Annotated in this window: 24 protein-coding genes and 4 tRNA genes; 11 read left to right on the top strand and 17 right to left on the bottom strand. The window is 68.9% G+C overall.

The annotated features are described in order from the left end of the window. The first annotated feature begins 59 nt into the window (after positions 1-59). Positions 60-761, top strand: a complete 702-nt coding sequence (locus tag G6N16_RS20445; protein ID WP_083033621.1) for a hypothetical protein — start codon at positions 60-62, stop codon at positions 759-761. Between the two features lie 101 nt (positions 762-862). Here G6N16_RS20445 and G6N16_RS20440 read toward each other — a convergent pair whose 3' ends face one another. The 3 genes from G6N16_RS20440 to G6N16_RS20430 all read right to left on the bottom strand — a co-directional run bounded on the left by G6N16_RS20440 (position 863) and on the right by G6N16_RS20430 (position 1,981). After that, complete coding sequence (locus G6N16_RS20440; RefSeq protein WP_083033619.1) at positions 863-1,348, bottom strand: DUF732 domain-containing protein; 486 nt, start codon at positions 1,346-1,348, stop codon at positions 863-865. Between the two features lie 23 nt (positions 1,349-1,371). Then, a complete protein-coding gene (locus G6N16_RS20435; RefSeq protein WP_234806032.1) occupies positions 1,372-1,521 on the bottom strand; it encodes an excalibur calcium-binding domain-containing protein in 150 nt (49 codons plus the stop codon). A 387-nt stretch (positions 1,522-1,908) separates the two neighbouring features. Further along, positions 1,909-1,981: transfer RNA gene (locus G6N16_RS20430), tRNA-Lys, on the bottom strand. 185 nt (positions 1,982-2,166) lie between these two features. Here G6N16_RS20430 and G6N16_RS20425 point away from each other — a divergent pair. The 3 genes from G6N16_RS20425 (at position 2,167) to G6N16_RS20415 (ending at position 2,451) form a co-directional block, all read left to right on the top strand. After that, a tRNA-Glu gene (locus tag G6N16_RS20425) sits at positions 2,167-2,239 on the top strand. Between the two features lie 37 nt (positions 2,240-2,276). Beyond that, positions 2,277-2,353, top strand: a tRNA-Asp gene (locus G6N16_RS20420). A 24-nt stretch (positions 2,354-2,377) separates the two neighbouring features. Then, positions 2,378-2,451 (top strand) — tRNA-Phe (locus tag G6N16_RS20415). Between the two features lie 132 nt (positions 2,452-2,583). On the opposite strand, the gene G6N16_RS20410 is transcribed toward G6N16_RS20415, so the two are convergent. Beyond that, positions 2,584-4,632, bottom strand: coding sequence for an alpha/beta hydrolase family protein (locus G6N16_RS20410; protein ID WP_083033616.1), 2,049 nt, complete (start codon positions 4,630-4,632; stop codon positions 2,584-2,586). 319 nt (positions 4,633-4,951) lie between these two features. Continuing rightward, on the bottom strand, positions 4,952-6,541 hold the full coding sequence (locus tag G6N16_RS20405; protein ID WP_083033615.1) for an acyl-CoA carboxylase subunit beta: 1,590 nt from the start codon (positions 6,539-6,541) through the stop codon (positions 4,952-4,954). Between the two features lie 41 nt (positions 6,542-6,582). Here G6N16_RS20405 and G6N16_RS20400 point away from each other — a divergent pair, with 41 nt between their 5' ends. Beyond that, a complete protein-coding gene (locus tag G6N16_RS20400; protein WP_110810977.1) occupies positions 6,583-7,617 on the top strand; it encodes a DUF6670 family protein in 1,035 nt (344 codons plus the stop codon). Here G6N16_RS20400 and G6N16_RS20395 read toward each other — a convergent pair whose 3' ends face one another. The 7 genes from G6N16_RS20395 to G6N16_RS20365 are packed head-to-tail and all read right to left on the bottom strand — an operon-like array spanning position 7,618 to position 16,057. Then, positions 7,618-10,635: an alpha-mannosidase gene (locus tag G6N16_RS20395; protein WP_163787934.1), complete on the bottom strand. Its 3,018-nt coding sequence runs from the start codon at positions 10,633-10,635 to the stop codon at positions 7,618-7,620. It lies immediately after the preceding gene. Between the two features lie 19 nt (positions 10,636-10,654). Beyond that, a complete protein-coding gene (locus tag G6N16_RS20390; protein ID WP_083031197.1) occupies positions 10,655-11,431 on the bottom strand; it encodes a MerR family transcriptional regulator in 777 nt (258 codons plus the stop codon). 9 nt (positions 11,432-11,440) lie between these two features. Then, on the bottom strand, positions 11,441-12,925 hold the full coding sequence (locus G6N16_RS20385; RefSeq protein ID WP_083031196.1) for a flavin-containing monooxygenase: 1,485 nt from the start codon (positions 12,923-12,925) through the stop codon (positions 11,441-11,443). Between the two features lie 14 nt (positions 12,926-12,939). After that, entirely contained in the window at positions 12,940-13,860 is a 921-nt protein-coding gene (locus G6N16_RS20380) for a ferritin family protein (RefSeq protein WP_083031195.1), read from the bottom strand. 29 nt (positions 13,861-13,889) lie between these two features. Beyond that, positions 13,890-14,747, bottom strand: coding sequence for an SDR family NAD(P)-dependent oxidoreductase (locus G6N16_RS20375; protein ID WP_110810853.1), 858 nt, complete (start codon positions 14,745-14,747; stop codon positions 13,890-13,892). Beyond that, complete coding sequence (locus G6N16_RS20370; protein ID WP_083031194.1) at positions 14,747-15,739, bottom strand: alpha/beta hydrolase fold domain-containing protein; 993 nt, start codon at positions 15,737-15,739, stop codon at positions 14,747-14,749. Before G6N16_RS20370 ends, G6N16_RS20375 begins: the two co-directional genes overlap by 1 nt. 60 nt (positions 15,740-15,799) lie before the next feature. Next, positions 15,800-16,057 (bottom strand): MerR family transcriptional regulator, encoded by a 258-nt coding sequence (locus tag G6N16_RS20365; RefSeq protein WP_083031193.1) that lies wholly within the window; start codon positions 16,055-16,057, stop codon positions 15,800-15,802. 205 nt (positions 16,058-16,262) lie between these two features. Between G6N16_RS20365 and G6N16_RS20360 the strand changes: the two genes are divergently transcribed. Next, positions 16,263-16,754 carry an Hsp20/alpha crystallin family protein gene (locus tag G6N16_RS20360; protein WP_083031192.1) on the top strand — a complete coding sequence of 164 codons (492 nt, stop codon included), beginning with the start codon at positions 16,263-16,265 and terminating at the stop codon, positions 16,752-16,754. A gap of 279 nt (positions 16,755-17,033) precedes the next feature. Continuing rightward, positions 17,034-18,080, top strand: a complete 1,047-nt coding sequence (locus G6N16_RS20355; RefSeq protein WP_083031191.1) for a hypothetical protein — start codon at positions 17,034-17,036, stop codon at positions 18,078-18,080. On the opposite strand, the gene G6N16_RS20350 is transcribed toward G6N16_RS20355, so the two are convergent. Beyond that, complete coding sequence (locus G6N16_RS20350; protein ID WP_083031189.1) at positions 18,059-19,735, bottom strand: redoxin domain-containing protein; 1,677 nt, start codon at positions 19,733-19,735, stop codon at positions 18,059-18,061. The genes G6N16_RS20355 and G6N16_RS20350 overlap by 22 nt on opposite strands. 32 nt (positions 19,736-19,767) lie before the next feature. Then, complete coding sequence (locus tag G6N16_RS20345) at positions 19,768-20,016, bottom strand: hypothetical protein (protein WP_083031205.1); 249 nt, start codon at positions 20,014-20,016, stop codon at positions 19,768-19,770. A 179-nt stretch (positions 20,017-20,195) separates the two neighbouring features. Here G6N16_RS20345 and G6N16_RS20340 point away from each other — a divergent pair, with 179 nt between their 5' ends. Further along, positions 20,196-21,125: a patatin-like phospholipase family protein gene (locus tag G6N16_RS20340; RefSeq protein WP_083031188.1), complete on the top strand. Its 930-nt coding sequence runs from the start codon at positions 20,196-20,198 to the stop codon at positions 21,123-21,125. A 25-nt stretch (positions 21,126-21,150) separates the two neighbouring features. Here G6N16_RS20340 and G6N16_RS20335 read toward each other — a convergent pair whose 3' ends face one another. After that, positions 21,151-22,101 (bottom strand): alpha/beta hydrolase, encoded by a 951-nt coding sequence (locus G6N16_RS20335; protein ID WP_083031187.1) that lies wholly within the window; start codon positions 22,099-22,101, stop codon positions 21,151-21,153. Between the two features lie 164 nt (positions 22,102-22,265). On the opposite strand from G6N16_RS20335, the gene G6N16_RS20330 reads away from it, so the two are divergent. Both G6N16_RS20330 and G6N16_RS20325 read left to right on the top strand, forming a co-directional pair. Beyond that, complete coding sequence (locus G6N16_RS20330; protein WP_083031185.1) at positions 22,266-22,784, top strand: hypothetical protein; 519 nt, start codon at positions 22,266-22,268, stop codon at positions 22,782-22,784. Positions 22,785-22,861: 77 nt separating this feature from the next. Beyond that, a complete protein-coding gene (locus G6N16_RS20325) occupies positions 22,862-23,314 on the top strand; it encodes a hypothetical protein (protein ID WP_083031184.1) in 453 nt (150 codons plus the stop codon). Between the two features lie 42 nt (positions 23,315-23,356). On the opposite strand, the gene G6N16_RS20320 is transcribed toward G6N16_RS20325, so the two are convergent. Then, entirely contained in the window at positions 23,357-23,713 is a 357-nt protein-coding gene (locus G6N16_RS20320) for a carboxymuconolactone decarboxylase family protein (RefSeq protein ID WP_083031203.1), read from the bottom strand. Between the two features lie 92 nt (positions 23,714-23,805). On the opposite strand from G6N16_RS20320, the gene G6N16_RS20315 reads away from it, so the two are divergent. Next, positions 23,806-24,246 (top strand): SRPBCC family protein, encoded by a 441-nt coding sequence (locus G6N16_RS20315; protein ID WP_083031183.1) that lies wholly within the window; start codon positions 23,806-23,808, stop codon positions 24,244-24,246. On the opposite strand, the gene G6N16_RS20310 is transcribed toward G6N16_RS20315, so the two are convergent. Beyond that, positions 24,243-25,415, bottom strand: coding sequence for a pyridoxal phosphate-dependent aminotransferase (locus G6N16_RS20310; RefSeq protein ID WP_083031182.1), 1,173 nt, complete (start codon positions 25,413-25,415; stop codon positions 24,243-24,245). The two genes, G6N16_RS20315 and G6N16_RS20310, sit on opposite strands and share 4 nt — an antisense overlap. Between the last annotated feature and the right edge of the window lie 133 nt (positions 25,416-25,548).

The following is a 25,548-nucleotide window of genomic DNA, read 5'->3' as shown; positions in this document are numbered from 1 at the left end:
CTGTAACCAGCGCGCTCCGCCCCGGGGCACGTTGCTGTCCGCGATATGGAGATCGGTTTATGGAGTATGTGGTCACGGGGGCCTCGGTGTTCGTCCTCTGGGGTATCAGTGCCGCGGTAGCCGGCCTGATCGCCAACGACCGGGAACGCAATCCATGGGCATTTGCCGCCATCACGTTCTTCTTCCTCGGCCCGCTGGGCGTCGGGCTGGCGATCCTGGCCCCGCACGGCGCGGTCGAGCGCGCTCGACTGATTTCGGCGCGCGCGACGCTGGCCGGCGTGGCCAAGCGCAAGGCCGCCCGGGCGGCGGCTGAGGCAGCCGAGTCCGCGGAGCCCGAGACGGCCGGATCGGACGCGCCGGCCGACGGTGTCCAGTCGGCCGCGGCGGTGGAGGAGCCCGTCGTCGAGGTTGTTGAGGCCGTCGAGGTTGCCGAGGCCGCTGCGGAGCCGGTCGCCGAGGTTGAGGTTGCGGCTGTCGAGGTTGCGGCTGTCGAGCCGGAGCCCGTCGTCGTCCAGCCCGAGGCCGCGGAGCCGGAGGCCGCCGTCGAGCCCGAGCCGAAGGCCGCCGTCGAGTCCGAGCCGAACGCCGTTGAGGACAAGCCCGCTGCCTCGCCGAAGCCGGCCGCCAAGCCGGCCGCCGAGGCCAAACGCGAGCTGCGCACGATCGCCTGCCCGAAGTGCAAGACCAAGAACGCCGTTCCGATCGATGCCCGCCGGATGCGCTGCCGCAAATGCCGGGAGATCAGCGCCGTCGCGGCCTGACCGCCCCTCGCGGCTGCCCTCTTGCGCCATGACCGTGGCGAGGAGTCCTTTTGCCGGCCATGTTCCGGTGTGCACCTGGAGGCCGAAGCGGCTTTCGGTGTTCAGCTCACGTGCACCCAGACGAACGCCGGCGGCGGACACCACAACGCCTTACCACTACCATCCGTCGAATCCGCCCACTGGTGAGACTCCGCCGCCAGACACGCCGTACCGGCCGCCCGCGGACCAACACCGATACCGTCATCCATACCCCACGATTCCGGCGTAACCGCCTGCGCAGCATTCGGATTCGCATCCTGCGGGCAATACGCCTCCGCCGCAGCCTTCACGAACGCGACTGCCTGGTCCAGCGACGTCAGCTGCGACCCAGCCTCTCGCACACCCACGGTGACCGCGTCGAAGCTGTCGCCCTGGCCGAAGCCGTCGCAGACGGACTTGCCCGCAGCGATCGCCGCATCACGGCTGGTGTACGGGATGACCTGCGCGTCGAGTGCACCGATGAACGTGTCGTCGGCGGGTTCGGCGCCGGCCGGCGCGGCAGCGACGATCGACAGGGCGGCGATGGCCGCGGCGAATTTTCCCCACATGAGCGTGGAGCGTAACCGTCGGGTCAGCGGGGCTTCCGGGATTCGCACGCAATCCCATCCCCATCACCATCGAGCCATGGCGCATAGTCCGGGTCACCGCGCGGGATGTCGGTGCGGCCGAGGTCTCGGCAGGTCGGCTTGCCGCTGGGCCGGGTGACCGTCGTCCGCGGCACCGACGATGTGGATCGGTGTCCGGAGGTGATCGGCGCCCGCGACGACGACCCCGACGTCGGGCCGACCGGGCGACTATCGGTCGGCGTCTGGCATAGCGAGGCGATCGTCACCAGCACGGCGGCGAGGATGACGGCGAGCAGCCCGTGCCCGAGGACTCGAACCGGTCGCCCGCCACGATGACGACCTACCGGAGTGCTGCGCGGAAGCTGAAGGTCGCCAGGATCGCTGGTGAGGGCCTGAGGCGCCTGGATACCGGGAATACGGAGTCTTCGGTGCAGGTCGTCTCGCTGCCAGATTTCGCGGTGAAGGCGCTGTCACGGCCGCGCGGCCGGTCGTTTCTCGGTGAGCGACCGATGATCTTCCCGTCGACGGCGTGTGCAGTTTTGTGCCCCCACCAGGGCTCGAACCTGGGACCTGCGGATTAAAAGTCCGTAGCTCTACCGACTGAGCTATAGGGGCGTGAGCCAACACCATACCGACTCCGCGGTGGGTGTCGACACCGAGGGCGCGTGGTGCGGCGTCGTCGGGATCGGCGCTGGTAGACGGGTTGCTGTCAATCGGTTTGGGAATTGGGCGTCCGGTGCCCTAAGCTATCGACGCTCCCAACGTGCAGCGTTGTGAGTACCCCGGAGTGATTCGGATTGGCCCCCATCGTTTAGTGGCCTAGGACGCCGCCCTTTCACGGCGGTAGCACGGGTTCGAATCCCGTTGGGGGTACGCAACGGCAGCATTGCCGGAGCACGCAGGAAAGCAAGGCCCTGTGGCGCAGTTGGTTAGCGCGCCGCCCTGTCACGGCGGAGGTCGCGGGTTCGAGTCCCGTCAGGGTCGCCAGAACGGCGAGGAAACTTGCCTTCCGGCCAGGTAGCTCAGTTGGTACGAGCGTCCGCCTGAAAAGCGGAAGGTCGCCGGTTCGATCCCGGCCCTGGCCACAATAAACCCCCTGGGAGCAGGAAGTTTCTGCTTTCCGGCGAGAGTCGCCGCTGACCCACGCACGGCGCCCTCTTTCGGCGCAGGCCCCGGAACACTGCGCAGCTAGCGGACCGAGTGCCAGCTGGTACCGGCTATCCGGCAAACGTGAGCCAGGAGTCCACGATCATCTTGACGGACGTCAAAGGCGACACCGTTTTTCCGGCCGCCTCCGCCAGCGGCTTCGCGGTGGCGGGGCCGTTCGGGTCGTAGCTGGGTGCGATCCCGTCGAACATGTCGTCGATCCAACTGCTGGAGAGCGTCTGGACCGCCGCAACGTTGGCCGGCTTCGACAAACCCGCCAGGGCGTATTCGATGACCTGGAAAACCGGGTTGCCGCCCTGTGCCGCATCGATATGACGCCCGCCGACCAGCATCACCCCGTTGAAATCGGTTGGACGCGCGGCCTGCAACTCGGTGGCGACCGTCCCGTCCAGGTTCCATATGTAGGGCTCCGACGAGATATTGAGCACCGGGCGATAATCGTCGCCGCTGAGTCGAACCAGCCCGTCGGCAACGGCGTTGTTGGAGTCGACGGCATCCAGCAGCACGACGCCCTTCAGATTCGCCAGAGTCGCCGGATCCATCCTGTCCGCGGCGCCCATCACCAGCGCGCCGCCCAGAGAATGTCCGACGAGCACGAACTGCTCGGGCAGCGTCCCGGTGTATCCGGCTTCTCTTGCACTGGCCGTCAGCTCGGGCCGGTCGCCCGCGAACAGGTCCGCCACCTCCTGTTGCAGCGCAGCACCGCCGAGCGATTCGCCGTTGGGATCGAACGAGTTCCACGACATCGTCGGCGCGACGACGATGCTGTCCGTGCTCTCCGCCAGATACGCCGCGGTGTAGCTGTAGAGCGGGCCGGTGGCGAAGAACCCGTGCTGCAGATAGATCAGCCGGGTGCTTTCGTTGGCGTTCTCCGGGAAGTACCAATCCGCCCGGACCTCGGTGCCGGAGTCCGGCAGCACCAGCGTCGACGTCCGAGCGGTCACGTTGCTGCCCAGCGGCACCACCGCCGGCCCGGACAGTATCTGCATGAAGGCACCGAGCACCGCGAAGGCCAGGGAACCGATCACGTCGACCGGTCCCACCTTCTGCGCGTCGGCCAACGTGTCGACGCCCTGCCGCAGTGAGCTCCCCACCCCGACGACGGTGGCCTGGGTGCCGACGGCCATGAAGTGCAGTTCCTGGGCGGTGTCGCCGGCCAACGTGCGCAACTGTGCGGTGAGTTTCGTCAGGGCCGCGGTGCTGGGCGTGGCCTCGACCCGCGCCAGGTCCCCCGACCGCGCCGGATTGACCACGGAATCAACACCGTCGCGAACCACGTCGACAACTTCTGCCACCGAGTTGATCGGCGTCGCCGCGTTCTGCATCCGCTGGGTCTGTGCACCCGGAACCCGAGCGGTCAGCGCAGCCATGAACTCGCGGCCGCGGGCCTGCGCCTTCTCGGCGAACGATCCCGATGCGGTCGACAACGCGGTGGCTGTGTTGCTCGCCAGCACCGCGGGGATCTCGGCAATCGCATCAACTGATGTGAGCGTCTGCACCGGCGTCGTTTCCACGGCTGACACCGGTGCAGGATCGGGCGCCGAAGGCCTCGGTCCCTGCTGGGGGTCATCGGTACCGACGGCCGCCCGGAGCGCCTGACCCCGCTGCACTCCGTCGCCGGTCAATCGCTCCAGCGACCGCGCCGGGGCAGCGGGCCGACTCGTTCCAATCCCGCGGTCGAGCCGTCGGCTCTGCCGGAATTGTCCCGGCGCACCACTCCGTGCAGCCCCGGCGGCGTCATCGATGCCGCTGAATTTCGCCAAACCGTCGGAACTGCGCACCCCGGTCGGGCGAGCAACGTCACCGCCGGGTTTGCTCACCCGGGTGCCCTGGCCGTCGGCGCCGGGATCGCCACCTGTTGCACCGTTGTGGTCGTGCGACGAGGGGGTGGCACCGGCGCCCCCCGCTGCACCCGAGCCCGATTGCCGCCCGGCCGACGTCCTGTCCGGGCGGGCATGGTCTGACGACGCGGTGCCCGCTCCCCGGTCCGCATGGGCCGCCGGGGCGATTGCGGTGACCAGGCCCAACCACAGTCCACCGGTCAACACCGCCAGACCGATGGTGGCGGCCGGCTTGCCGGTGGGTTGCGACAGAATCATCGGCGCTACTCCTAATTCACGGTTGGCGCTTACGCCGACCGGGTCGAGGCGCCACTCTGCGCGAACTGCACGAATCGCCGCGCCTACTGTGAGTAGAGCAACCCCGCCCACCGTCGTCAACCCCACGTCATCGCAGTGCCGGCGCCGGAACCGCGGCGGTGAGGGTCGGCTGAGTGAACAGAATCTCGAGGCCGCTCAGATATGTAGAAAAGCTCCTGCGAATGCCGTCGCCCATAGGTACACCCGTTGGTACCTGGCGATGAAGCGGACCGACGTTTACGCCGACCCTGAGGACCTCGCGCTGCAACCCTGACCGGCGCTACCAGGTGTCGACGAACCGGGGTCGCGGGGCGCGGTGCCCACCCGCGGCGGCGGCCAGCGTCGCGCTGATCAGCCCCCGGGTGTCGGCCGGGTCGATCACGTCGTCGATCTCGAAATGCCGGGCGGCATTGAGTGCCTTGGCGTGCTCCTGCGCGGCGGCGGTGGCGTGGCGGACCACGTCCTCACGCGCCTCGGGATCCTCGATCGCGTCGAGTTCCTTGCGCAGCCCAAGCCGCACCGCGCCCTCCAACCCCATCGGTCCCAGGTGCGCGCCGGGCCAGGCGACGGTCAGCAGGGGCTCGTGCAGGCTGCCGCCGGCCATCGCCTGGGCGCCCAGCCCGTAGCCGCGGCGCAGGATCACCGCGATCAGCGGTACCGTCAGCGCGGCCCCGGCGACCAGCATCCGCGATGCCCGGCGCACCAGCGCGTGTGACTCGGCATCGGGGCCGACCATGAAACCCGGGCAGTCGATCAGCGAGATCACCGGAAGCCCGAACGCCTCGCACAGCTGCAGGAACCGGGCCGCCTTGTCCGAGGCCGCCGCCGTCAGTGCCCCGGCCAGTGCCATGGTGTTGTTGGCGACGACGCCCACCGCGCGGCCGTCGACCCGGGCCAGGGCGGTGACCAGTTCGGGTGCGAACCTGCGCCGCAGGAACGTCACCGAATCCCCGTCGGCGATGGTCTCGATGATCGGGCCGACCAAGTAGGCGCGACGAGCGCGCTCGGGCAGGATCGTGCGCAACGACGTCTGGTCGGCGACCGGCCCGGCCGGGACCGTGCCCTGGAAATAGCCCAGCAGCTTCTTGGTCACCGCGACGGCCTCGGCCTCGTCATCGACCACCACGTCCACCGTGCCGTTGGGCTCCTGCACGGACATCGGCCCGACGTCATCGGGCGCGACGTGACCGAGCCCGCCGCCGGCGATCATCGCCGGGCCGCCCATCCCCAGCGAGGAGCCCCGGGTGGCCACGATCAGATCCGAGGCGCCCGCGATGACCGCATTGCCCGCGAAGCACCGACCGTTGACCACCGCGATGCGCGGCACCACCCCCGACAGCGCGGCCCACAGTTTGAACGCCCGCACTTCCAGCGACGAAACGGTCGGATAGTCGGTGTCGCCGGGCCGTCCGCCGCCGCCTTCGGCGAAGAACACCGTGGGCAGCCGCATCCGCTCGATCAGCTCGAACAACCGGTCCTTCTTGAAGTGCCCGAACACCCCCTGGGTGCCGGCCAGCACGGTGTAGTCGTAGGACAGCACCGCGGCGGCGCTGCGTTCCGGGCTGAAAAGTTCACCGTTGATCCGCGCGGTACCCGCGATCAGACCGTCGGCCGGGGTGTTGGCGATCAGGTCGGTCAGTTCACGCCGATCCCGTTGCGCAGCAACGGTATACCGGCCGTATTCGACGAATGATCCGGGGTCGACCAGGTCGGCGATGTTCTCCCGGGCGGTGCGACCACCGGCTGCGTGCCGGCGTTGCACGGCGTCGGGACGGGCGGCGTCTTCGGTCAGCGCGCGGCGGCGCAGCAGTTCGGAAAGCTCGTCGGGCACCAGCTCACGATAACGGCCGCCGAAAACCCCGCTGATCATCTCCACCGATCGGCTCGGGGCCGCTCGGTAACGTGGCATCCGTGATACGCGCTCGCATACCCGATCCGATCATCGGCTTGGTGAACCGGACCGGCAAGCTCAATTCCCGCCGCTATGATCCGCGGGTTCCAGAACATCTGCCACGCGGCGGCTGGAAGATCGCGCACTACGGCCTGATGATTCCCGGCCTCGCGGAGCCGTTCGGGTTCTTCGACATCATCGCCGTGTTGGGTACCGCGGCAAACGTTCCGATCTTTGCCGCACCCTCGCTGGTCCGCACCACACCGCAAGACTCGGCGTGGCTGCTCATCGGTTCCGGGGTGTCGAGGGACAATTTCCGGCCGTACAGCATCGCCGACGAATGCGAATTCGTCGCAGAGACCGGAACCGACGCGCCACAGGTGGATCTGTCCTTCGGCAATGCCCTCCGGATGCAGCGAACGCGGGATCGGGTGCAGGTGAGCGCCGTCACCGACGGACTGCGGGCCGAGATCGCCGCGAGGCCCACCGACGTGATCTCACACTTTGTGCACATGCGCGGGGTCTACGACCACTGGAGTCTGTTGTGTGAATACGACGCCCGCTTCACCTCGACCGCAACCGGGGAGGTGTTGGAAAGCTCCGGTCTGTGCACCTATGAGTACGCCCGCGGCCGGACCGACATACCGCTGCCGATGTACTTCTTCACCTACCAGATCCTCAACATCGACGCGACGACCCAGGTGCTGATGGTCGAGGTACTCGGCCCGCTCGGGCTGCCGGTGCAGCAGAGCGTCTACGTGCGCCGGGCAGACAGCGGCACGCGGGTCTACACGCGTGGATTCACCCACGTCGTCACCGACGAGCTTCGGGCTGCGCAAACCCCCGATGGGGCATGGATGACGTTGCCCGGCCAATTCCATTGGCGCGTCCTGGACGACGACGGACGCGAACTCATCGACATTGACGGCACCAGCAACGACGATTTCGCCTACGGCATGGCCGCCGGATTCGCGGGCAGCTACGAGTACACCGGCCGGTTCGAGGGTCGCCCGATTTCCGGGCGCGGGTATATCGAATGGATCGATCGGCGTTAGTCAGGGCGACGGTCGATCACCGTGCGGTACCGCCGGCGAGGAGGAGCGCGGGCCCCGACAAAAGCGCAGCGTCACGATCTTGAAGGGGCGCAGCGTCAGCCGGACGTCACCGGCGGCGCGGGGCTCCTCGATCGCCCGTTCCAGCAGGTCGGTGACGACGACGTCGTGGTAGCCGAAGTTCGCCCGCACCGTTGCGTCCGCGCGACCGCCGCGGGACTCGTAGAGCCGTACGACGACGTCGCCACCGCCGTCCTGGGCCAGCTTGACCGCTTCGACGATCACCGCCGGGTTGTCCACGGTGATCAGTGGTTGCACCGATTCGGCCGAGCCGGACACGATGCGCGGAGTCAGGTTGCGCCGGTAACCCTCCTCGACGGCGTCGCCGATGGCCGCCCCGGGCCGCACCGAGATGTTCAGGCGATGCCGGCCCTGGTCGGCCTGCGGATCGGGATAGCGCGGGGCGCGCAGCAGCGACAGCCGCACCACCGTGGCGTCGTTGCCGCGGCGGACGATGTCGTGTCCGTAGGTGGAGTCGTTGGCCACCGCCACCCCGTAACCCGGCTCGCCGACGTGCACCCAGCGATGTGCGCAGATCTCGAATTTGGCGGCGTCCCAGGAGGTGTTGGCGTGGGTGGGACGGAACACGTGGCCGAACTGGATTTCCGAGGCGCTGCGGTCGGCGTGCACGTCGAACGGGAAGGCCAGTTTGAGCAGCTTCTGCCGCTCATGCCAATCGACGTCCAGTTCGATATCCAGCGCGGGTGAGCCGATTCGCAGGGAAATGCGTTGGATGAGAGTCGATTTGCTGAATGAGCGCCGGATCTCGACCGCGTCACCGGCGATCGCCACCGGCGACGCGCCGGTCAGATCGGTGACGTTGTGCCGGTAGAACTCGTCGATATCCCACGCCTCCCAGTGATTCGGGATGTCGCGGTGCAGCTGCAGCAGGTTGCCCGGGCCGGCCATCGCCTCCCGGCCCGACGCCGCATCGACCAGCGACACCAGCAGGCCCCGGGCGTCGAGCCGGGCGGCGATGACGCCGTTGTCGAGGACAAAGCCGTCCCCGTCGGCAACGGGTGTCACCGTCGCCGCGGGCTCGACGGCGACGGCCCCGAGCGCGGGGACGCCGTCGCGGGCGTGCGGCGCCGCATTGAACACCAGCCGCCGGTTTCCGGCGCCGGCCAGCGCCCGGGTGGCGTCGTCGATGATCACCTGCAGCCGGGTGGCGAGCGCCGCGTAGTTGCGTTCGGCGTCGCGGTGCACCCAGGCGATCGAGCTGCCCGGCAGGATGTCGTGGAACTGCTGCAGCAGGACCAGCTGCCAGATCTCCTCCAGTTCGGCTGCCGGATAGTCGAATCCGGTACGCACGGCTGCGGTGGCCGACCACAGCTCGGCTTCGCGGAGCAGGTGCTCGCTGCGTCGGTTGCCCTGCTTGGTGTTGGCCTGGGAGGTGTAGGTGCCGCGGTGGAACTCCAGATACAGCTCGCCCGACCAGCGCGGCGGGTTCGGGTATTCGGCGCGCGCGGCGGTGAAGAACTGCTCCGGTGTGCCGACGGTCACCGTCGGGGACCCCTCCAGCGACGCGGTGCGCGCCGCCGCGGCGAGCATCTCCCGGGTCGGACCGCCGCCGCCGTCGCCCCAGCCGAACGGCACCAGCGAGCTGTTGGCAACCCCGGATTCCCGGTAGTTGCGTTGCGCCCGAGCCAGGTCGGCGCCGGAGAGATTCGAGTTGTAGGTGTCCACCGGAGGGAAGTGGGTGAACACCCCGGTGCCGTCGATGCCCTCCCAGACGAAGGTGGAATGCGGCATCCGGTTGGTCTGATTCCAGGACAGCTTCTGGGTCAAGAAGTACTGCGCCCCGGCCGCCGCGACGATCTGCGGCATCGCCGCGGAGTAGCCGAAGGAGTCGGGCAGCCAGACCTCGGTGGTGTCGATGCCGAACTCGTCGAGGAAGAACTGCTTGCCGAGGACGAATTGGCGGGCCATCGCCTCGCCGCCGGGCATATTGGTGTCGGCCTCCACCCACATGCCGCCCACCGGGATGAACCGGCCGGCGGCCACCTTCTCGGCGATCCGTGCGTACAGGTCGGGGTGGCGCTGTTTGACCCAGGCGAACTGCTGCGCCGACGAGCAGGCGAACCGGAACCCCGGATCGCGGTCCATCAGGTCGACCACGTTGGCGAAGGTGCGGGCGCACTTGCGGGCGGTCTCCCGCACCGGCCACAGCCAGGCCGAGTCGATATGGGCGTGACCCACCGCGGTGATCCGATGCGCACTCGAATAGGCCGGCCGGGCAAGGCATTCGGTCAGTGCGGCGCGCCCCGCGGCGGCGGTGCCGGGGATGTCGTCGGGGTCGACGGCGTCGAGCATGCGCTCCAGGGAGCGCAGGATGTCGAGCCGGCGCGGCAGGTCGAACCCCAGCTCATGCATGAGCCCGGACAGTGTCCAGATGTCCTGCTGCAGTTCCCAGACCGTCAGATCACGCTGCGCGAGGTCGATGCGGCCTAGCCGGTACAGCGGATCCTGGCCGGCGGTGGTCGTATCCCCGAGCGGGGTGGGGGAGACGAAATCGCCGCCGAGATCGGGGTTGGCCGCCGCCTCGATATAGAGGTTGACGGGTTCACCGGGTTCCAGCGGCACGAAGGCATTGAACGGCGAGATTCCCTTCACCAGCGTGCCGTCGGCGCGGTAAACGAGCCCTTCGGCGTTGAATCCGGGGCCGCCGGTGAAGCCGAGCTCGACCCGAAGTTCGGTGGCGTGCCCGTGACGGGTGGCCCAGTCGGCCGGCGGAGTGCCGGTCACGTGCAGCCACATCGTCGACCACGGGGCGCCCCACGGTGTGCCCTCGGCGATCGGGGTGAACGTGTTCTGCACCGCTTCGGCGAACGGGACGGGCTCGCCGGGTACCGGCCACGCCGTCACCTCGACGGGGGCGCTGTCGCCGTACACCGCTCCGTTCAGGAACCCGTTCACGAATCGGTCGAGACGCTCTTCGGTCAGTCGCCGATCGTCATGCATGTGCTGACCCTACGACGGATCAGTCCGCGGCGGCCTTCAGATCGGGGACGGAGTCGGCCGTGGCGGCCTCGTTGTACCGGCGGAGTTCGTTGCGTACCGCGGTCTCCAGCGCCCGGTCCAGGCTGGCGTGCGCAGACCGGGCCGCGACCCGGCGCATGACCGCGATGATCTCGGCGGCCCAGGCCAATTCGGTGTCATCGGAGGGATACCAGCCCACCCCGCGTTGCCGGACGATCTCGGCGTAGCCGTGGTGTGCGATGGTGCGGGCCGCGGCGTCCAGCTTCTTGTCGACCGCCGTGGAGGCCTTAAGCACCTCCGTCAGCGGCATGCCGCAGGCGATCAGCGCCGCGTAGTCCTCGATGACTCGCCGATCGGGCACCAGATAGCTGTCCGCGTCGCCGGCCGGTTCGATCACCCCGTTGGCGCACAGTCGGCGCAGGGCCGCGGCGTCCAGTTCGCCGAGCCGATCCTGCAGTTCCGCCAGCGACATCGTCCGGCTGTCCGGATGCGACCACGGGGAGGTGACCAGTTCCTCCAGGTCGGCCAGATTCAGCACCTCCACCAGCTCCTGTCCGCGCTGCAGGCCGGTGAGGAACTTGAGGATGTGTTTGACGGTGAAGCCTTCGCCGAGCAACCGGGTCACGGCCTGCAGTTGACGCAGGTGGCGATCGGTGTAGATCGCCACCCGGCCGCGCCGCTGGGGCCGGGTCAGCAGTCCGTTCTCCTGATAGACGCGCACGTTGCGGGTGGTGGTTCCCGCCTCTCGCGCCAGGTCGTCGATCCGGTACTCGGCCACGGTGGCATCCTATCCAGCCGGGACCAGGCCGGACTGCGACTGCGCGGCGGTGATCTTGAAGTCGTCGAGATCCACCGTCTTCAGCTGGTTGACGTACTGCGTCGCAAAGCCGGGGAACATCGTCGCGTTGAAGCCGTCCTCGGTCAGGTACCAACTCTGGCATCCGGAATTCCAGGTGGTGGACTGCAACCGCTGCTGGATGTTCTCGTTGTAGCGGTCCTGAGCCTCGGGCCGCACATCGAGTGCCTTCCAGCCGAACTGGAACAGCTTGGAGATCGCCTCGACGATGTAGTCGATCTGGGCCTCCATGTACACCAGTGCCGAGTTGTGCCCGGGGCCGGAATTCGGCCCGAAGGTGAAGTAGAGGTTCGGGTAGCCGGAGACCGCGACGCTGCGGTAGGCGAACGCACCGCGGCTCCACTCCGACGCCAGGTCCCTGCCGTCGGCGCCGGTGATCCGGAAGGGCGTGCCCGCCTTGGACACGTCGAACCCGGTGGCGAACACGATGGCGTCGAATTGATGCTCGATGCCCTCGACGGTGCGGATTCCCTTGGCCGACAACCGGGCAATGGGCCAGGTCACCAGCTTGCAGTTGTCGGCCTGTAGCGCCGGGTAGTACTCGCTGGTCATCAGCAGGCGTTTGCACCCGGCGGAGAAATCCGGGGTCAACTGCCGGCGCAGCCACGGATCCTTCACCTGCAGGCGGAGGTTGGCCGTGCTGAGGGTCTCCACCAGGCGGGTCAGCGGGGTGTCCCACACGACGCCGAGGGCTACCGACTCGTGGCCCCAGTACCAGGCCGCGCGCACCGCCTTCTGTGCCAGCGGCACATCCGTGAGGATCCGCTTGAACAGGCTGCTGGTGCGCGCATTGAGGCGCGGCAGCACCCAGCCGGGGGTGCGCTGGAACACCTTCACCGAGTCGGCGACCTTCACCAGCTCGGGAATGATCTGTACGCCGCTCGCGCCGGTGCCGACGACGGCGACGCGCTTGCCGGTGAAGGCGTAGTCGTGGTCCCACCGGGCGCTGTGGATCTTGTGGCCCTCATAGTCGTCGATCCCGGGGATGTTCGGGAAACTTGCGTTGGACAGCGGTCCCGATGCGACGATGACGCAGCGGGCCCGGAGCGGCTGGTGCTCGGCGAAGTCGATGATCCACTCGCCGGCCTCGGCGTCGTAGGCGACGCCGTCGACGGTGTGCCCGAAACGGATATGCTCGGCCACGCCGGAGGACTCCACCATGTGGTCGATGTACTCCAGGATCTCGGCGCTGCCCGAGTAGGTGTGCGACCAGTCCGGCTTCGGCGCAAAACTGTAGGAGTACAGGTGCGACGGGATGTCACACGCCGCACCGGGATAGGTGTTGTCGCGCCAGGTTCCGCCGACTCGGGTGTCCCGCTCGTAGATCACGAAGTCGGTGATGCCCCGGTCCTTGAGGCGGATGGCGGCGCCGATACCGGCGAAGCCGGCACCGATGATGGCTACGGAAATCGTCATATCCTGAACCTCTTTCAGGCGACCGGCTCGTAGGTCAGCTCCTGTGACCACGTCGGCGTTCGGTGGACCAGCGGCATCGGGATCAGGTTGGTGGCCACCACCAGGGAGTCCGCCAGCCAGTGATATTTCGACGTCCGGTCGATCACCTTGCGGGCCTGCCAGGACACGATCCGGTACATCGGCAGCCGGCGGGTGAACGCACTCCGTTCACCGACGCTTCGGTAGCGGCGCATGGCCTGGTAGAGCCGCTCCTCATCGACGCCCATGGCGACGATGTTGTCGCGCATCTTGTTGAGCAGCGGGAAGTAACTGAGTACACCGATCAGGAAGGTGGGCTTGATCCAGCCGCCGACCAGCTCGATGAGCAGCGTGCGCATGTCGGCCTGGCCGAGGATGTCCATCACCTCGAAATCGACAGCCAGGTGCCGTGATTCGTCGGAATTGATCCGCCGGAAGACCTCCTGGGCGACCGGATCCTTGACCTCGTCGGTGATGAACTTGATCAGTGCCCCGTCCAGTGCCACCTCGAGCATCGGGATGACGGTGCCCAGGAAACTCAGCTCCATGTCGTCGGAATACCGGTCCAGCCAGTTGATCACCAGCTGGACGTTGACGTTCGGTGCGGGGATCTCGTCGTTGTCGAGCATGCCCCACCGGCGCATCAGTGCCAGCTCGGCGTTGGCATGCTTTTGTTCCTCGGCGTGGAAATGCTCGTAGATGCTCTTGAGGGTCGGGGTCGGAGCCTTCCTGGCCAGCGCGGCGAAGCCGCGGGCGCCGACGTTCTCGATCCACATCAGATCCGACATGAACGGCTTGAGCTTGGCCCAGAGCTCCGGCTCGATGAGGTCGGCACCCGGTGCGTCCCAGTCGATGTCGGCCAGGGCCCACTGCCGGTCCTTGATCATCTGCAGCATGTTGTCCATATCCATCGCCATGTTCGGCTCCTTTCGGCGGGACGGGGTGGTCAGTTCTGAGGCAGCAGGCGGCCGAGCAGGCCGGCGCCGCGGACGTAGAGGGCCGGGAAGTGCCGCTTCAGGTGCCAGATGACGGTCGCGTCAACCTGCGGAACCACGTACAGCTGACCGGCGTCGTGCGCGTTGAGGGTCCGGGCCGCCACCGAGTCGGCGGACAATCCGGTCCACCGGGCCAGCTGCTTACTGAGGTTCATCGAGCCGGGGGTGATTCGGCCGTCGTCGAAGACGTTCGTCTTGACGAAGGTGGGGCACAGCACCGTCACCGCGATGTCGGTGTCGTCGAGCTCCGCGGCCAGGGTTTCCGACAGGGACATCACACCGGCCTTGGACACGTTGTAGGCAGCCATCGACGGCGCGGCGGCGAATCCGGCAGCCGAGGCGACGTTGATGATGCCGCCGCGGCCGGCCGCCCGCAGGCGCGGGGTGAAGACCTCGCAGCCGTAGACGACACCCCACAGGTTGATGCCGAGGGCCCAGTTCCAGTCCTCGAATCCGATGTCGCCGACGGGCTTTCCGCCGATGCCGACCCCGGCGTTGTTGATCACCAGGGTGGGTGCGCCGGAAAAGATCTCCTCGGCGGTGTCCGCCAGTTGTTCGACGGCGGTGCGGTCGGAGACGTCGCAGTGCACCGCGTACGCCCGGCCGGTGGGCAGCGCATCGATCAGCTCGACGGTTTCCACCGCGCGTTCCAGATCGATGTCCGCGCAGATGACTTCGCCGCCGCGGCGGGCGAGTTCGAGGGCGAACGACCGCCCGATGCCGCTACCGGCACCGGTGATCACCGCCTTGGCGTTGGCGGACCGTCGATCGGTGCGCAGGATGTTGAGCAGATCATCGATGATGAACATCAGGACACCTCTTCGAGACCGTCGGGCCGGCTGTTGCCGTGGACATGTGCGATGAAGGCCGCGGCGCGCCGCAGGGCCGGCCGGGCTTCGGGGGCCAGGCGGGGCAGCGCCTGGAAGACGTGCACCATGCCGGGCCAGACCTCCAAGACGCTGGTAGCGCCCGCGTCGGAGAGCTCGCCGTGCAGGTAGCGCGCATCGGCGCGCAGCATCTCGAATCCACCGACCTGGGTCAGGATCGGCGGCAGCTTGGCGGCATGGGTGAAGTCGAGTTTCAGCCGCGGGTGACCGTGGTCGTGCCCGTCGGTATAGAGCCCCACCAGCCGGCGGGCCGCGGTAGCCGACATCGCCGGATCGCGGCGGACCTGCTCCTGCTGCGATGCCAGCCCGAGGCTCAGGTCGACCAGCGGGGAGAACAGCACGACGCCCGCGGGCTGGAAATCCGCCTCGTGGGCGTGGGTCAGCAGCAGGTCCAGGGTCAGGTGGCCACCGGCGGAATCGGCGCCGATCACGATGTCGGAGGCGCCATAGCCCTGCTCCAGCAGCCACCGGTAGCCGGCTTCGACGTCGTCGGCGGCCGTCGGGAACCGGCATTCAGGCGCGAGACGGTAGTCCACGACGAAAATCGGCAGGCCGGTGGCTTCGGACAGTCGTGCGACGAGCTTGCGGTGCGTGCGGGCCGAGCAGATGGTGTAGGCGCTGCCGTGCACGTAGTAGCCGGCGCGGCCGCGGAACTCGACGCCGGGCGCCAACACCCACTCGCCGCGCAGCTGCGGCGTCCGGACCGGGATGACCGTGGTGGCGGACGGCATCGATCCCAGCGTTCCCATGATGGCGGCGATGAGTCCGCGGCCGAACACGACGCCGGGGCGATTCGCCGGTACGAACTCGGTGAGGGCCCCGAGCGTCCAGCGCGTGGCGGTGGCCGATGCGACGGCCCGTGGTGTTGCGCGGGTGGGCACTGCGGGCAGGCGCGGGTGATCGGTGTCCGTCACGAGTGGTAGCTCATCATCAACTGTGCCATTTGTCAATGGTACAGTTGATGATGATGCGGTCTAGCCTCGTACGCGTCCGGCGGCCGCGCGCAGTGCCGCGTTGTCGTCTTCGAGCTCCAGGATGCGGCCGATGCCGACGATGTTCACGCCGGTAGCCACCAGGGTGAGGATCCGTTCGATGCGGACCAGGTCGTCGGCGCTGTAGCGGCGGGTGCCGCCGTCGGTGCGGGCCGGGCTCAGCAGGCCGTGACGTTCCCACAGGCGTAGTGATTGCAGTGGGGCGCCGGACAATTCGGCTGCCACGGTGATTCCGTACACCCCCCGGTCGGAGGCGGGCAGCCGATTCGCCGGCGCCGGGGTCGACGTTCGGGCGCCCGTGTTGGCAAGGTCCACAGCTTTCCCATTCTGGTGCTTGCATCTGATATTTCTCAGTGCTATAAGAAATCTATACCAGATGGAATAGATAAACCAATGGTATGCGCACAGAGTGGCGATGAGAAAGGAAGCACTGGAGGTGGTAACCATGCTGATGCGTACCGATCCGTTCCGCGAGCTGGACCGGTTCACTCAACAGGTGCTGGGCACCGCGGCCCGGCCCGCGGTGATGCCGATGGATGCCTGGCGAGACGGCGACGAATTCCACGTCGAATTCGACCTGCCGGGCGTCGATCCAGACACCCTCGACCTGGATATCGAGAACAACGTGGTGACCGTGCGCGCAGAACGCGCCGCCGTCGACCCGTCCCGGGAGATGCTCGCCGCCGAACGGCCGCGCGGGGTGTTCTCCCGTCAGCTGGTCCTCGGCAACAATCTGGACACCGCCCGGATCACCGCCGACTATCACGACGGAGTGCTGCGCCTGGTGATCCCGGTGGCGGAGAAGGCTAAGCCGCGCAAGATCTCCGTGGGCCGCTCCGGGACCGACAGGGCGATCACTCCGGAAAGCCGGGTGATCGACCAGGAAGGCGCCACGGTGTCCAACGGTACGGCGACGAAGGAACCGGCAGAGGTATGACCCGGCTGTACGTCCCGCTGCCCGATGACGAGTACCCACACACCGGCCACGACGACGGCCAGCCGGCCGAGATCCGCCGAAGCGGGTAACCGCATGAGGGATTAGGTCACCGCACCGCCGGACCAGCTCCGGGCCGGAGTGACCAACCGGATGCTGGCGCCGGTCCGGCGGCACTGTCGGACACCATGGCGGGCGTCGCTGCCGAGGAGATCGCCGGCTGGCCGCCCCGCTGGCGACCGCGCGGGTGGGTAGGCTCACGCTGATGTTGGAGCGGACCCCATGACCGACGCGACCGAGCCCGCGCTCGACCCGCTGGCCGCGCGTCTGCTCGACGCGCAGGTGGAATTCGCCCTCGACCAGCTGCGCGGCGAGAACTACCACGCCCTGGTCTTCGACGAGGTCGACCACTTCCTGGCCGAAATCTCCGAGATCACCCTGGCCGAGGCCGTGACGCCGGCGATGATCAAGGACACCGCCGCCAAGTACGCCGTCCAGATGCCGGTCGAGGGAGCCATCCCGGAACTCGTCGGCGAGATCGCCTCGCGGCTCTACACGCTCACCACCACGACCGACACCCGGGTAGGAGACTTGCTCGACGGCCGTGGCTTCGCCGAGTTGAGCACAGCGGTGGCCGACATGGCCGTCACCCGCCGGGTGCTGGAACGGGTGCTGGCCAGCGAGGAGTTCGCCGACCTGGTCGCCTCCCTGATCCGGTATTCCATCGTGGAGGGGATCAGCGAGGGTGGCGAGGCGGTGGCCCGCAGCCGCGTCGGCCGGCTGTTCGCCGGCCTGCAGGCCCGATTGGCTCGCGCCGGTGACCGATTCGAACCCCGTGCCGAGGCGCTGGCCCGGCGCGGCGCGCACTTCGTGCTCACCCACCTGCGCGCCGACGAGGACCTGCTCGTCGAGACGGTCAACGACGTCTGGCGCCGCAACGCCGACACCTCGCTGTCGACCGTGCGATCCGTGGTCTCCGGCAGCGATATCGAGGACATCATCGTGCTGGTCTTCGAGTTCTGGCGGCCCTTCCGGAACACCGACTACTTCCGCTCCCTGCTGGACGAGGGCATCGGGTACTTCTTCGACAAGTACGGCGACACCAGCCTCTACGACCTGCTGGCCGAACTCGGCGTGGGCCGCGAGGATCTGATCGAGGAGGGGCTGCGGTTCGGGCCGCCGGTGCTGGGCATGCTCGACCAGCGCGGCTATCTCGACGCGGTGCTGCGCCGCCGGCTGACCCCCTTCTACTCCTCGGAGCGCTATCGCGCCGCCGTGGCCGGCCGGCCCGGCGCCGACGACGGGGCTCAGCCGAACGTGAAGGAATAGACGCTCAAACCCGGGGTCACCGCGATGCGCACCGTCGAAGTCCCGGCCGCCGCACCGTCGACGACGGGATAGATGTTCGGCACGCCCGACACCGGAATCGCGGACGTGTGATCGCCGCGGGTGACCGTCAGCGTGCCGGTGCCCGACACGTTCAGATAGACCTTCGCGGCGTGATAGGCCAGGGTGATCACTGCGTGGTCCCCGGCGGTCAGCGATTCGTCGCCGACGGTCCAGCTGCCGGACAGGGTAAAGGTGCCCGCCCGCGGGTCGGCGGGAGCGTCGAAATTCCGGGTGCCCGTGGTCAGTTCGCCGCCGGCGTAGGCACGGGCCCGCGCGGCGCCGAGGTAGAGCTCGGGGGTCCGTTGCCGGTCCCGCGGCGTGGTGTCCGGCAGATCCGTCGGCGGCGGCAGCGCCGCGCCCGGCCGGGCGGTGGCCAGCAAGGCGCGGATGTCGCCCTCGGTCGCGCGGTAATCGCCCTCCCCGAAGGTGATTCGCCGGATCACCCCGTCGGCGTCCACCAGATAGCCGGCCGGCCAGGCGATGTTCTCATACGCCGTCCAGGTGCCGAAGTCGTTGTCCACGGCGATCGGGAACGTCAGCCCGAGTCGTGCCGCGCCGGCGGCGATATTGGCCGTTTCCCGCTCGAACGCGTACTCGGGGGTGTGCACCCCGACGACCCGGAACCCCGACTCCCGGTAGCGCTGGTACCAGGCCTGCACATGCGGCAGCTCGCGCTGGCAGTTGATGCACGAGTACGCCCAGAAGTCGACCAGCACCACCTCACCGCGCAGCCCCGCCATACTCAGCGGCGCCGAGTTCAGCCAACCCGTGATGCCGGTGAACTCCGGTGCGGGCCCGCAGTCGGCCAGCGTGACGGTGCCCCGATACGCGTCGTCCTGGCACCGGTGCAGCGACCCGGTGCCACCGACCCGCGGCGCGGCGACCAGGGCGTCGGGCAGCGCGGCGCCGATCGCTTTGGTGTAGTCGGGCACCCGCCGCGCGATCACATCGGTCAGGTTGGCGGCCAGCGCCACCGCCAGCGCGATCATCGCGACCCCGGCCACCGTCCGCACCGCCCGTGCGTGGCCGGCCAGGAACCGCGCCCGGGTCCGCGCCCGGCCGCCGGCCAGCGCGATCACCAGCAGCGGCACCGCGGTGCCCGCGGCGAAACCCACGGTCAGCGCGACCGTCGGCCAGCCGAACGCCTGACCGGCCCCGGCGATGGCGATGGCCGCCAGCACCGGGCCCGCGCACGGCACATAGACGGCCCCGAGTGCCAGCCCCAGGGCGAAGCCCGAGCCGGCGCCGGTGTTGCCCACCCGCACCTGCGGGATCAGTGCGAACGGGCGTTCCAGCAGGCGCTCGACGCGGGGGACGAGCAGGGCGAGCCCGAGCAGCGCGAGGGTGGCGATCCCCAATGCCCGCAGCGTCCCGGCCGGCAGGCCCAGCAGGTGCAGCAGCACCGCGCCGAACAGGGTGAACAGGGTGAAGCTGAGTATCAGACCGGCGACGATGCACAGCGGCCGCAGCCATGACGCGCGGTGGGCCCCGGTGGAGGTGGCGCCGCCGAGCAGCACTACCGGTAACACCGGCAACACACACGGGGAGATGGCCGCCAGGAATCCGCCGACGAAACCGACCAGCAGCAGTGCCACCGCGTCACCTCACCGGGGCATGCCGTGGACCGTCACCAGCTGGTGCCGTTTAGCCCCGGGATCACGCAGCGGCCGTCGTGATCCACCCGGCCGACGATCATCCCGTCGTACCCGGTGCAGGACGAGTTGATCTCCGCGCACGTATTGATGGTGGTGATCACCTGGTTCGGGCCGCACGAGGTGCCCGGCGCGGGCGGATCGGCGCCGGCGACCGCGCCGCCGAGCGACAGGGCCAGCGCGGCACCGGAAACCAGGATGAATATACGGGTCAGTCGAGTCATGGTCGACACCTCCAGTGCAACCCCAACCAGCTCTGAGACTACGCCGGGGTCGGTCGCCGGGATAGTCGCCGCCTTCCAGTACCGTCGGTACCGTCTTAGCCATCCGGGCTGTAGTGAAGGGGCTGTGCCGTGCTGTGGAGGAATTCCGGTATCCACGCGTCGGTGCAGGACGGCGCCCGATGACGCGGCGGGCTCTGGTCATCGGCTGCGGCGGCACCATCGGCGGCGCCTGGATCGTCGCCGCGCTGTCCGCGCTGTGCGATGAAATCGGCGTTGAAGCAGGCGATTTCGACATCCTGCAGGGCACCTCGGCGGGTGCGGAAATGGTCACCATGATCGGCGGCGGCATAGGCGCCGACGAGCTGGTGGCCATGCAGCGCGGCGAGGCCGCCGACCCGCGGCTGCGTGCGCATCTGGCCGACACCCCGTCCAGCCTGCCGCCGCTGCCGGTGCCGTGGCCGCCGCTCAACCCGGGGCTGCTGCGCTCGCAGTCCGGGCTGGCCGCGGTGACCGGCATCGCCCCGCACGGCCGCGGCGACACCGGATGGTTGCAGCGGCTGGCCGACGGCTTCGCCGACGGGAACTGGTTGCCGCATCCGGGTGCGCGGATGGTGGCGTTCGACATCGACCGTGGGCAGCGGGTGGCCTTCGGTGCACCCGGCGCGCCGGCGGCGAGTGTCGGCGAGGCGCTGCGGGCGTCCTGGGGCATTCCCGGCTGGATGCCCCCGGTGAGCATCGACGGACGCCGGTACGTCGACGGTGGCGCGCGGTCCACCGCATCGGTCGACCTGATCGGCGTCGACGAGGCCGACATCGTCTACGTCATCGCGCCGATGGCCTCGACCGGGGGGAACCGCGCCCCGGGCATCGGTGGGGCAGTCGAGAATGTGCTTCTGCGGCAACCGATGTCGCGTACCCTGCGCCACGAGGTGGCCGCCGTCCGGGCGCGGGGGACCACCGTCGTCGCCATCACCCCGGACTCTCGCGACCTGGCCGGATTGGGCGCCAACTTCATGAACCGGCGGAACCGCCGGGCCGCGTTCGAGGCCGCGATGCTGACCGCCCCCGCCGCCGTGCGCGCCGCCCTTGCCGAGCAGGCGAACCGGTGAGCGCGGCCGGCGAACCGCGGGTCCGCTAGTCCCGGCTCGCGCGGGCGGCGCAGAACCCGTCTACCGCGTCGACCAGTTGGTCCAGGCCGGGCTGCTCCAGCGGGTAGTGGCCGGCGTTGTCCAGCAGCACGGTGTCGACCGGTACCCGGTGGATCGCCGGGATGACCGGATCCGAGAGCTGCAGCGGCGTCCACCGGTCGGCGGCCGGCTGGGTCAGCAGCACCGGGCACACGTCGAAGTCCGCGGGTTCGACGGCCGGCTGGTAGGTCATATAGGAGTGCAGGAACGCCACGGTCGCGCTGTTGCCGGCCGAGGTCTTGTCCGCGTAGCAGGCCCGCTTGGCCGCCGGGTTGTTGACCAGCGTGCGCATCTTGGAGACCAGCCGCATCGGCAGCTTGACCCGCCGCGCCGGGGTCCGCGACAGTGCCGCCAGCGTCGGTGAACCGAGCAGCCCGGTCGCCACCGGGTCGAACGCCGTCTCCACCCGCACCCGCTGCACCCGCTGGTCCAGGAACGTCATGCCGACGATGCCGGCGACGTGCCGGTTCGCCGCCGCCACGTGATAGGTCAGCATGCCGCCGGCGGACAGGCCGTACAGCACGATCGGCCGGTCGTCGCGCGCCCGCTCGAGCTCGACGAGATCCGCGCCGATGCGCACCCAGTCGTCGTAGGTGACGATCGCGCCGGGGGCGACCTCGGTGAGCCCGAAGGTGGGCATGTCGACGGCGATGGTCTCGTAGCCGCGCTCAGACAGCGGGTGCCCGAGGATCGTGGTCATCTGGCGCCCGTTGGTACCCACCCCGTGGAACAGGATCACCTTCACCGGCGCCGCCGGATTCCGGTAGGTGTCCAGGTGGATGCGATGGCCCCGGTGCTCCCACCACTCCTCGGCCGGTTCGGTGCCCGGCTCCAGGCGGTACTTCTCCGGCAGGTACGCGGCGATGGCGCGCCACTGCGGTTGGTCTGCATAGTTCACGAACTCGACACTGGACCACGGCCGCCGTAGGCGCAAGATCTATCCGGTACCGGTGGTATCGCCTTGATCACGAAAATTGTGTAACGACCCCGCAACGATCGGCAATAGGCTCAACAGGTGAACCCATCGGCGCCCGCGCGTCGTCGAACCGGAGGAGATGTGCCATGAAGAAGTTCGTCGTTGCGATCGGCGCGGGTGCGGCGCTGGCGGTCGGGGTGCTGACCGCGGTTCCCGCGTCCGCGGCACCGCAGAAGCCCACCAAGCCCTACCCGGACATCTCCCGCTACGCCAAGCTGGACTTCGAAAGGTTCCAGCTCGCCGACAAGCCGGGCATCTGGTTCTCCACCCCGAGCGGCCTGAACTGCGGCATCTGGGACGACGGCAGCACCGGCTGCACCGGCACCATCCCGGGCGCCCCCGGCGGGGCCAACCAGGTCGGCTGGTTCAGCGGTGAGTCCGACGCGCACTTCGACAACACCGACCAGCTGCGGTTCGTCGCCGGTGTCCCGCAGACGGTACTGCCGGCCGACAATTACGTGGAATACAAGAACGCCAAGTGCGGCGTGACGCCCGAGGGTGCGGTCTACTGCACCGGCAGCGGCAACTACGCCTACAGCGGCAACCAGTTCATGGTGTCCACCTCGGGCAGCTGGATCGGTCCTCAGGTCTACGAGAAGGAATGATCCTCCCGTTGCCCCGGTGAACGGGCCGCATTCCGGTACCTGTGTACTGGAGGGGGTCCGTTCGAGCAGGAGGCAGCATGACACGTCGCGCCATTTTCGTCACGTTCCTGGCTCCGGTGATGCTGCTGACGGCCGGCTGCCACCTCAAGCCGGCGCCGGTGGTGCCGGCCAGCGCGCCGAGCACGACGACCACCGTCGTCGACAACACGGTGTCGGGCTGCGAAGGTGTCGGCGGCGAGCGGGTCTCGAAGATCAACTCCAACTTCACCTCCGGTCAGCGGATCAGCCAGGTCGCCTCGGTGCGCGCCGGCGGCTACCTCTACGTCGGCGGCAACATCCTGTCCGGGATGGGCGACGACGCCACCGGCCCCGACGTGTGGGTCTACGCCGACCAGAAGATGTACAGCCTGACCGACAAGGCCCGCGCCACCAGCACGCTGCCCGACGGCCGTGCGCTGCCCCGGCTCAACCAGGAGGCCGTCGACACCGTCAAGCGCTGCGTGGCGAAGGCGACCCGGCTGGAGGGCTAGGCGGTTCAGCGAGGGGAAGCTGGGGCCGCCGCAAACGTGGTCTCAGTTCTGGCCGTCGGCGAACTCGCAGAACGCGGCGTACGCGCGCGGACCGTAGACGGTGGAGTGACCGCCGTTGAGCAGGATCGCTACACCCATCGCCTCGGCGGCCTCCTCTTTGGTCGCACCGGCTCGGGCGGCGCCGCGGGCGTGCGAGGCGATGCAGCCGTCGCAGCGGTTGGTGACGCCGATGGCCAGCGCGATGAGTTCCTTGACCTTGGTCGACAGTGCGCCCTCGGCCATCGCGGCCTTGTGTGTCGCGGCGAAGCCCTGGTACACGTCCGGGATGTGTTTCCGCAGCTCGCGCGCCTGGGCGTTGAGGGTGGTCAGCAGATCGTGGTTGTGGGTTGCGTCGCTCATGACGTCCACCATATACCCACAGGGGTATCTGTCGCGGGTGGGTCCGGCGGAACGCCCGTGGGGCCCGTCGGCGGCGGGTTAGTCTGCCTGCCATGGCAGTCAGTGATTCCCGCGAAGTCCTCATCGAAGCCACGCCGGCGGAGATCCTCGACGTCATCGCCGACATCGAGAACACCCCGCAGTGGTCGCCGCAGTACCAGAAGGCCGAGGTGCTGACCAGCTACGACGACGGGCGGCCGCACCAGGTCAAACTCGTCATCAAGGCGGCGGGGCTCACCGACACCCTGGTGGTCGACTACACCTGGACCGACTCCTCGGTCAGCTGGACGCTGGTCTCGGCCGGGCAGATGAGGTCCCAGGACGCGACCTACACGCTGACCCCGGCCGGCGACAAGACGAAGGTGCGGTTCGATCTGTCGGTGGACCCGACCGTCCCGCTGCCCGGCTTCATCCTCAAGCGCACCCTCAAGGGCGGCATGGAGACCGCCACCGACGGGCTGCGCAAGCAGGTCCTCAAGCTCAAGAAGGGCTAGCCAACCGGTAGCCGCTGCAGCCGCTCGATCGCCAGCTCCAGGGTGTCGTCGCGCTTGCAGAACGCGAACCGCACCAGGTGATTCCACCGGTGAAACGACGGCCCGTCCGGGTCGCAGAACGCCGACAGCGGGATGGCGGCCACCCCGATCCGCTCGGGCAGCTCGGCGCAGAACGCCGTCGAATCCGGATAGCCCAGCGGCCGGGGATCGGCGCACAGGAAATAGGTGCCGCCGCTGTCGTGCACCGCGAACCCGATGTCGGTCAGCGCCACGGCGAGCCGGTCCCGGCGCGCGGCCAGCGTGGCGCACAGTTCGTCCACCCACCCGTCGCCGGTGTCCAGCGCCTCGGCGACGGCCGGCTGCAGCGGCGACCCGCCGACATAGGTGAGGTACTGCTTGGCCGCGCGCACCCCGGTGATCAACTCCGCGGGGCCCAGCGCCCAGCCGATCTTCCAGCCGGTGACGTTGAACATCTTCGCGGCGCTGGAGACGGTGACGGTCCGCTCGAACATGCCCGGATAGGCGGCCAGCGGCCGGTGCACCCGACCGTCGAACACCAGGTGCTCGTAGACCTCGTCGGAGATGACCAGCAGATCGGCCGCGACCGCAATCTCGGCCAGCCCGCGCAACTCGTCGTCGGAGGCCACCCAGCCGGTCGGATTGTGCGGGGTGTTGAGGATCAGCGCCCGGGTACGGGGTGTGATCGCCGCGCGCACCGCGTCGAGGTCCAGGGCGAAACCGGCGCCGGCCGGCACCATCGACACCCCGACCCGGTGCGCACCGGCCATCGCCACCACCGGGGAGTAGGAGTCGTAGAACGGCTCGATGAGCACCACCTCCGAGCCCGGCTCGACCAGGCCCAGGACCGCCGCGGCGATGCCCTCGGTGGCGCCGACGGTGACCAGCACCTCGGTGTCGGGGTCGTAGTCGACACCGAACCGGCGGCGCCGCTGATCGGCGACGGCCGCGCGCAGCGCGGGGATGCCGGGGCCGGGCGGGTACTGGTTGGCGCCCTCGGCGATGGCCCGACGCGCCGCTTCCAGCATGGCCGCCGGCCCGTCCTCGTCGGGGAACCCCTGGCCGAGGTTGACCGCGCCGAGGCGGGCGGCCAGCGCCGACATCTCGGCGAAGATGGTGGTCTGGAAGGGGCGCAGCCGGGCGACCGTCATACCCGCATCTTGCCCCAGCCCCCGGCCGACCTCTCCCAACCAAGTGGTTGGGTGAGGCTGATATGCTGCGCCCACGAGGACGACCCTCCAGCGGGCCCGGCCCGGCCGGAAACCCGCGCCACCAACCTGAACA

Origin of the sequence: Mycolicibacterium insubricum (assembly GCF_010731615.1) — a bacterium.
Classification (GTDB): domain Bacteria; phylum Actinomycetota; class Actinomycetes; order Mycobacteriales; family Mycobacteriaceae; genus Mycobacterium; species Mycobacterium insubricum.
This window is presented reverse-complemented; position numbering and strand designations above follow the sequence as displayed.

Bases quoted from the DNA above. Each gene is read 5' to 3' on its own strand.
- G6N16_RS20380 (WP_083031195.1), bottom strand. From the start codon at position 13,860: ATGGCGATGGATATGGACAACATGCTGCAGATGATCAAGGACCGGCAG.
- G6N16_RS20320 (WP_083031203.1), bottom strand. From the start codon at position 23,713: ATGAGCGACGCAACCCACAACCACGATCTGCTGACCACCCTCAACGCC.
- G6N16_RS20440 (WP_083033619.1), bottom strand. From the start codon at position 1,348: ATGTGGGGAAAATTCGCCGCGGCCATCGCCGCCCTGTCGATCGTCGCT.
- G6N16_RS20340 (WP_083031188.1), top strand. From the start codon at position 20,196: ATGACGCGGCGGGCTCTGGTCATCGGCTGCGGCGGCACCATCGGCGGC.
- G6N16_RS20385 (WP_083031196.1), bottom strand. From the start codon at position 12,925: ATGACGATTTCCGTAGCCATCATCGGTGCCGGCTTCGCCGGTATCGGC.
- G6N16_RS20395 (WP_163787934.1), bottom strand. From the start codon at position 10,635: ATGCATGACGATCGGCGACTGACCGAAGAGCGTCTCGACCGATTCGTG.
- G6N16_RS20360 (WP_083031192.1), top strand. From the start codon at position 16,263: ATGCTGATGCGTACCGATCCGTTCCGCGAGCTGGACCGGTTCACTCAA.
- G6N16_RS20325 (WP_083031184.1), top strand. From the start codon at position 22,862: ATGACACGTCGCGCCATTTTCGTCACGTTCCTGGCTCCGGTGATGCTG.
- G6N16_RS20405 (WP_083033615.1), bottom strand. From the start codon at position 6,541: ATGATCAGCGGGGTTTTCGGCGGCCGTTATCGTGAGCTGGTGCCCGAC.
- G6N16_RS20410 (WP_083033616.1), bottom strand. From the start codon at position 4,632: ATGATTCTGTCGCAACCCACCGGCAAGCCGGCCGCCACCATCGGTCTG.
- G6N16_RS20355 (WP_083031191.1), top strand. From the start codon at position 17,034: ATGACCGACGCGACCGAGCCCGCGCTCGACCCGCTGGCCGCGCGTCTG.
- G6N16_RS20375 (WP_110810853.1), bottom strand. From the start codon at position 14,747: ATGTTCATCATCGATGATCTGCTCAACATCCTGCGCACCGATCGACGG.
- G6N16_RS20315 (WP_083031183.1), top strand. From the start codon at position 23,806: ATGGCAGTCAGTGATTCCCGCGAAGTCCTCATCGAAGCCACGCCGGCG.
- G6N16_RS20445 (WP_083033621.1), top strand. From the start codon at position 60: ATGGAGTATGTGGTCACGGGGGCCTCGGTGTTCGTCCTCTGGGGTATC.
- G6N16_RS20330 (WP_083031185.1), top strand. From the start codon at position 22,266: ATGAAGAAGTTCGTCGTTGCGATCGGCGCGGGTGCGGCGCTGGCGGTC.
- G6N16_RS20345 (WP_083031205.1), bottom strand. From the start codon at position 20,016: ATGACTCGACTGACCCGTATATTCATCCTGGTTTCCGGTGCCGCGCTG.
- G6N16_RS20310 (WP_083031182.1), bottom strand. From the start codon at position 25,415: ATGACGGTCGCCCGGCTGCGCCCCTTCCAGACCACCATCTTCGCCGAG.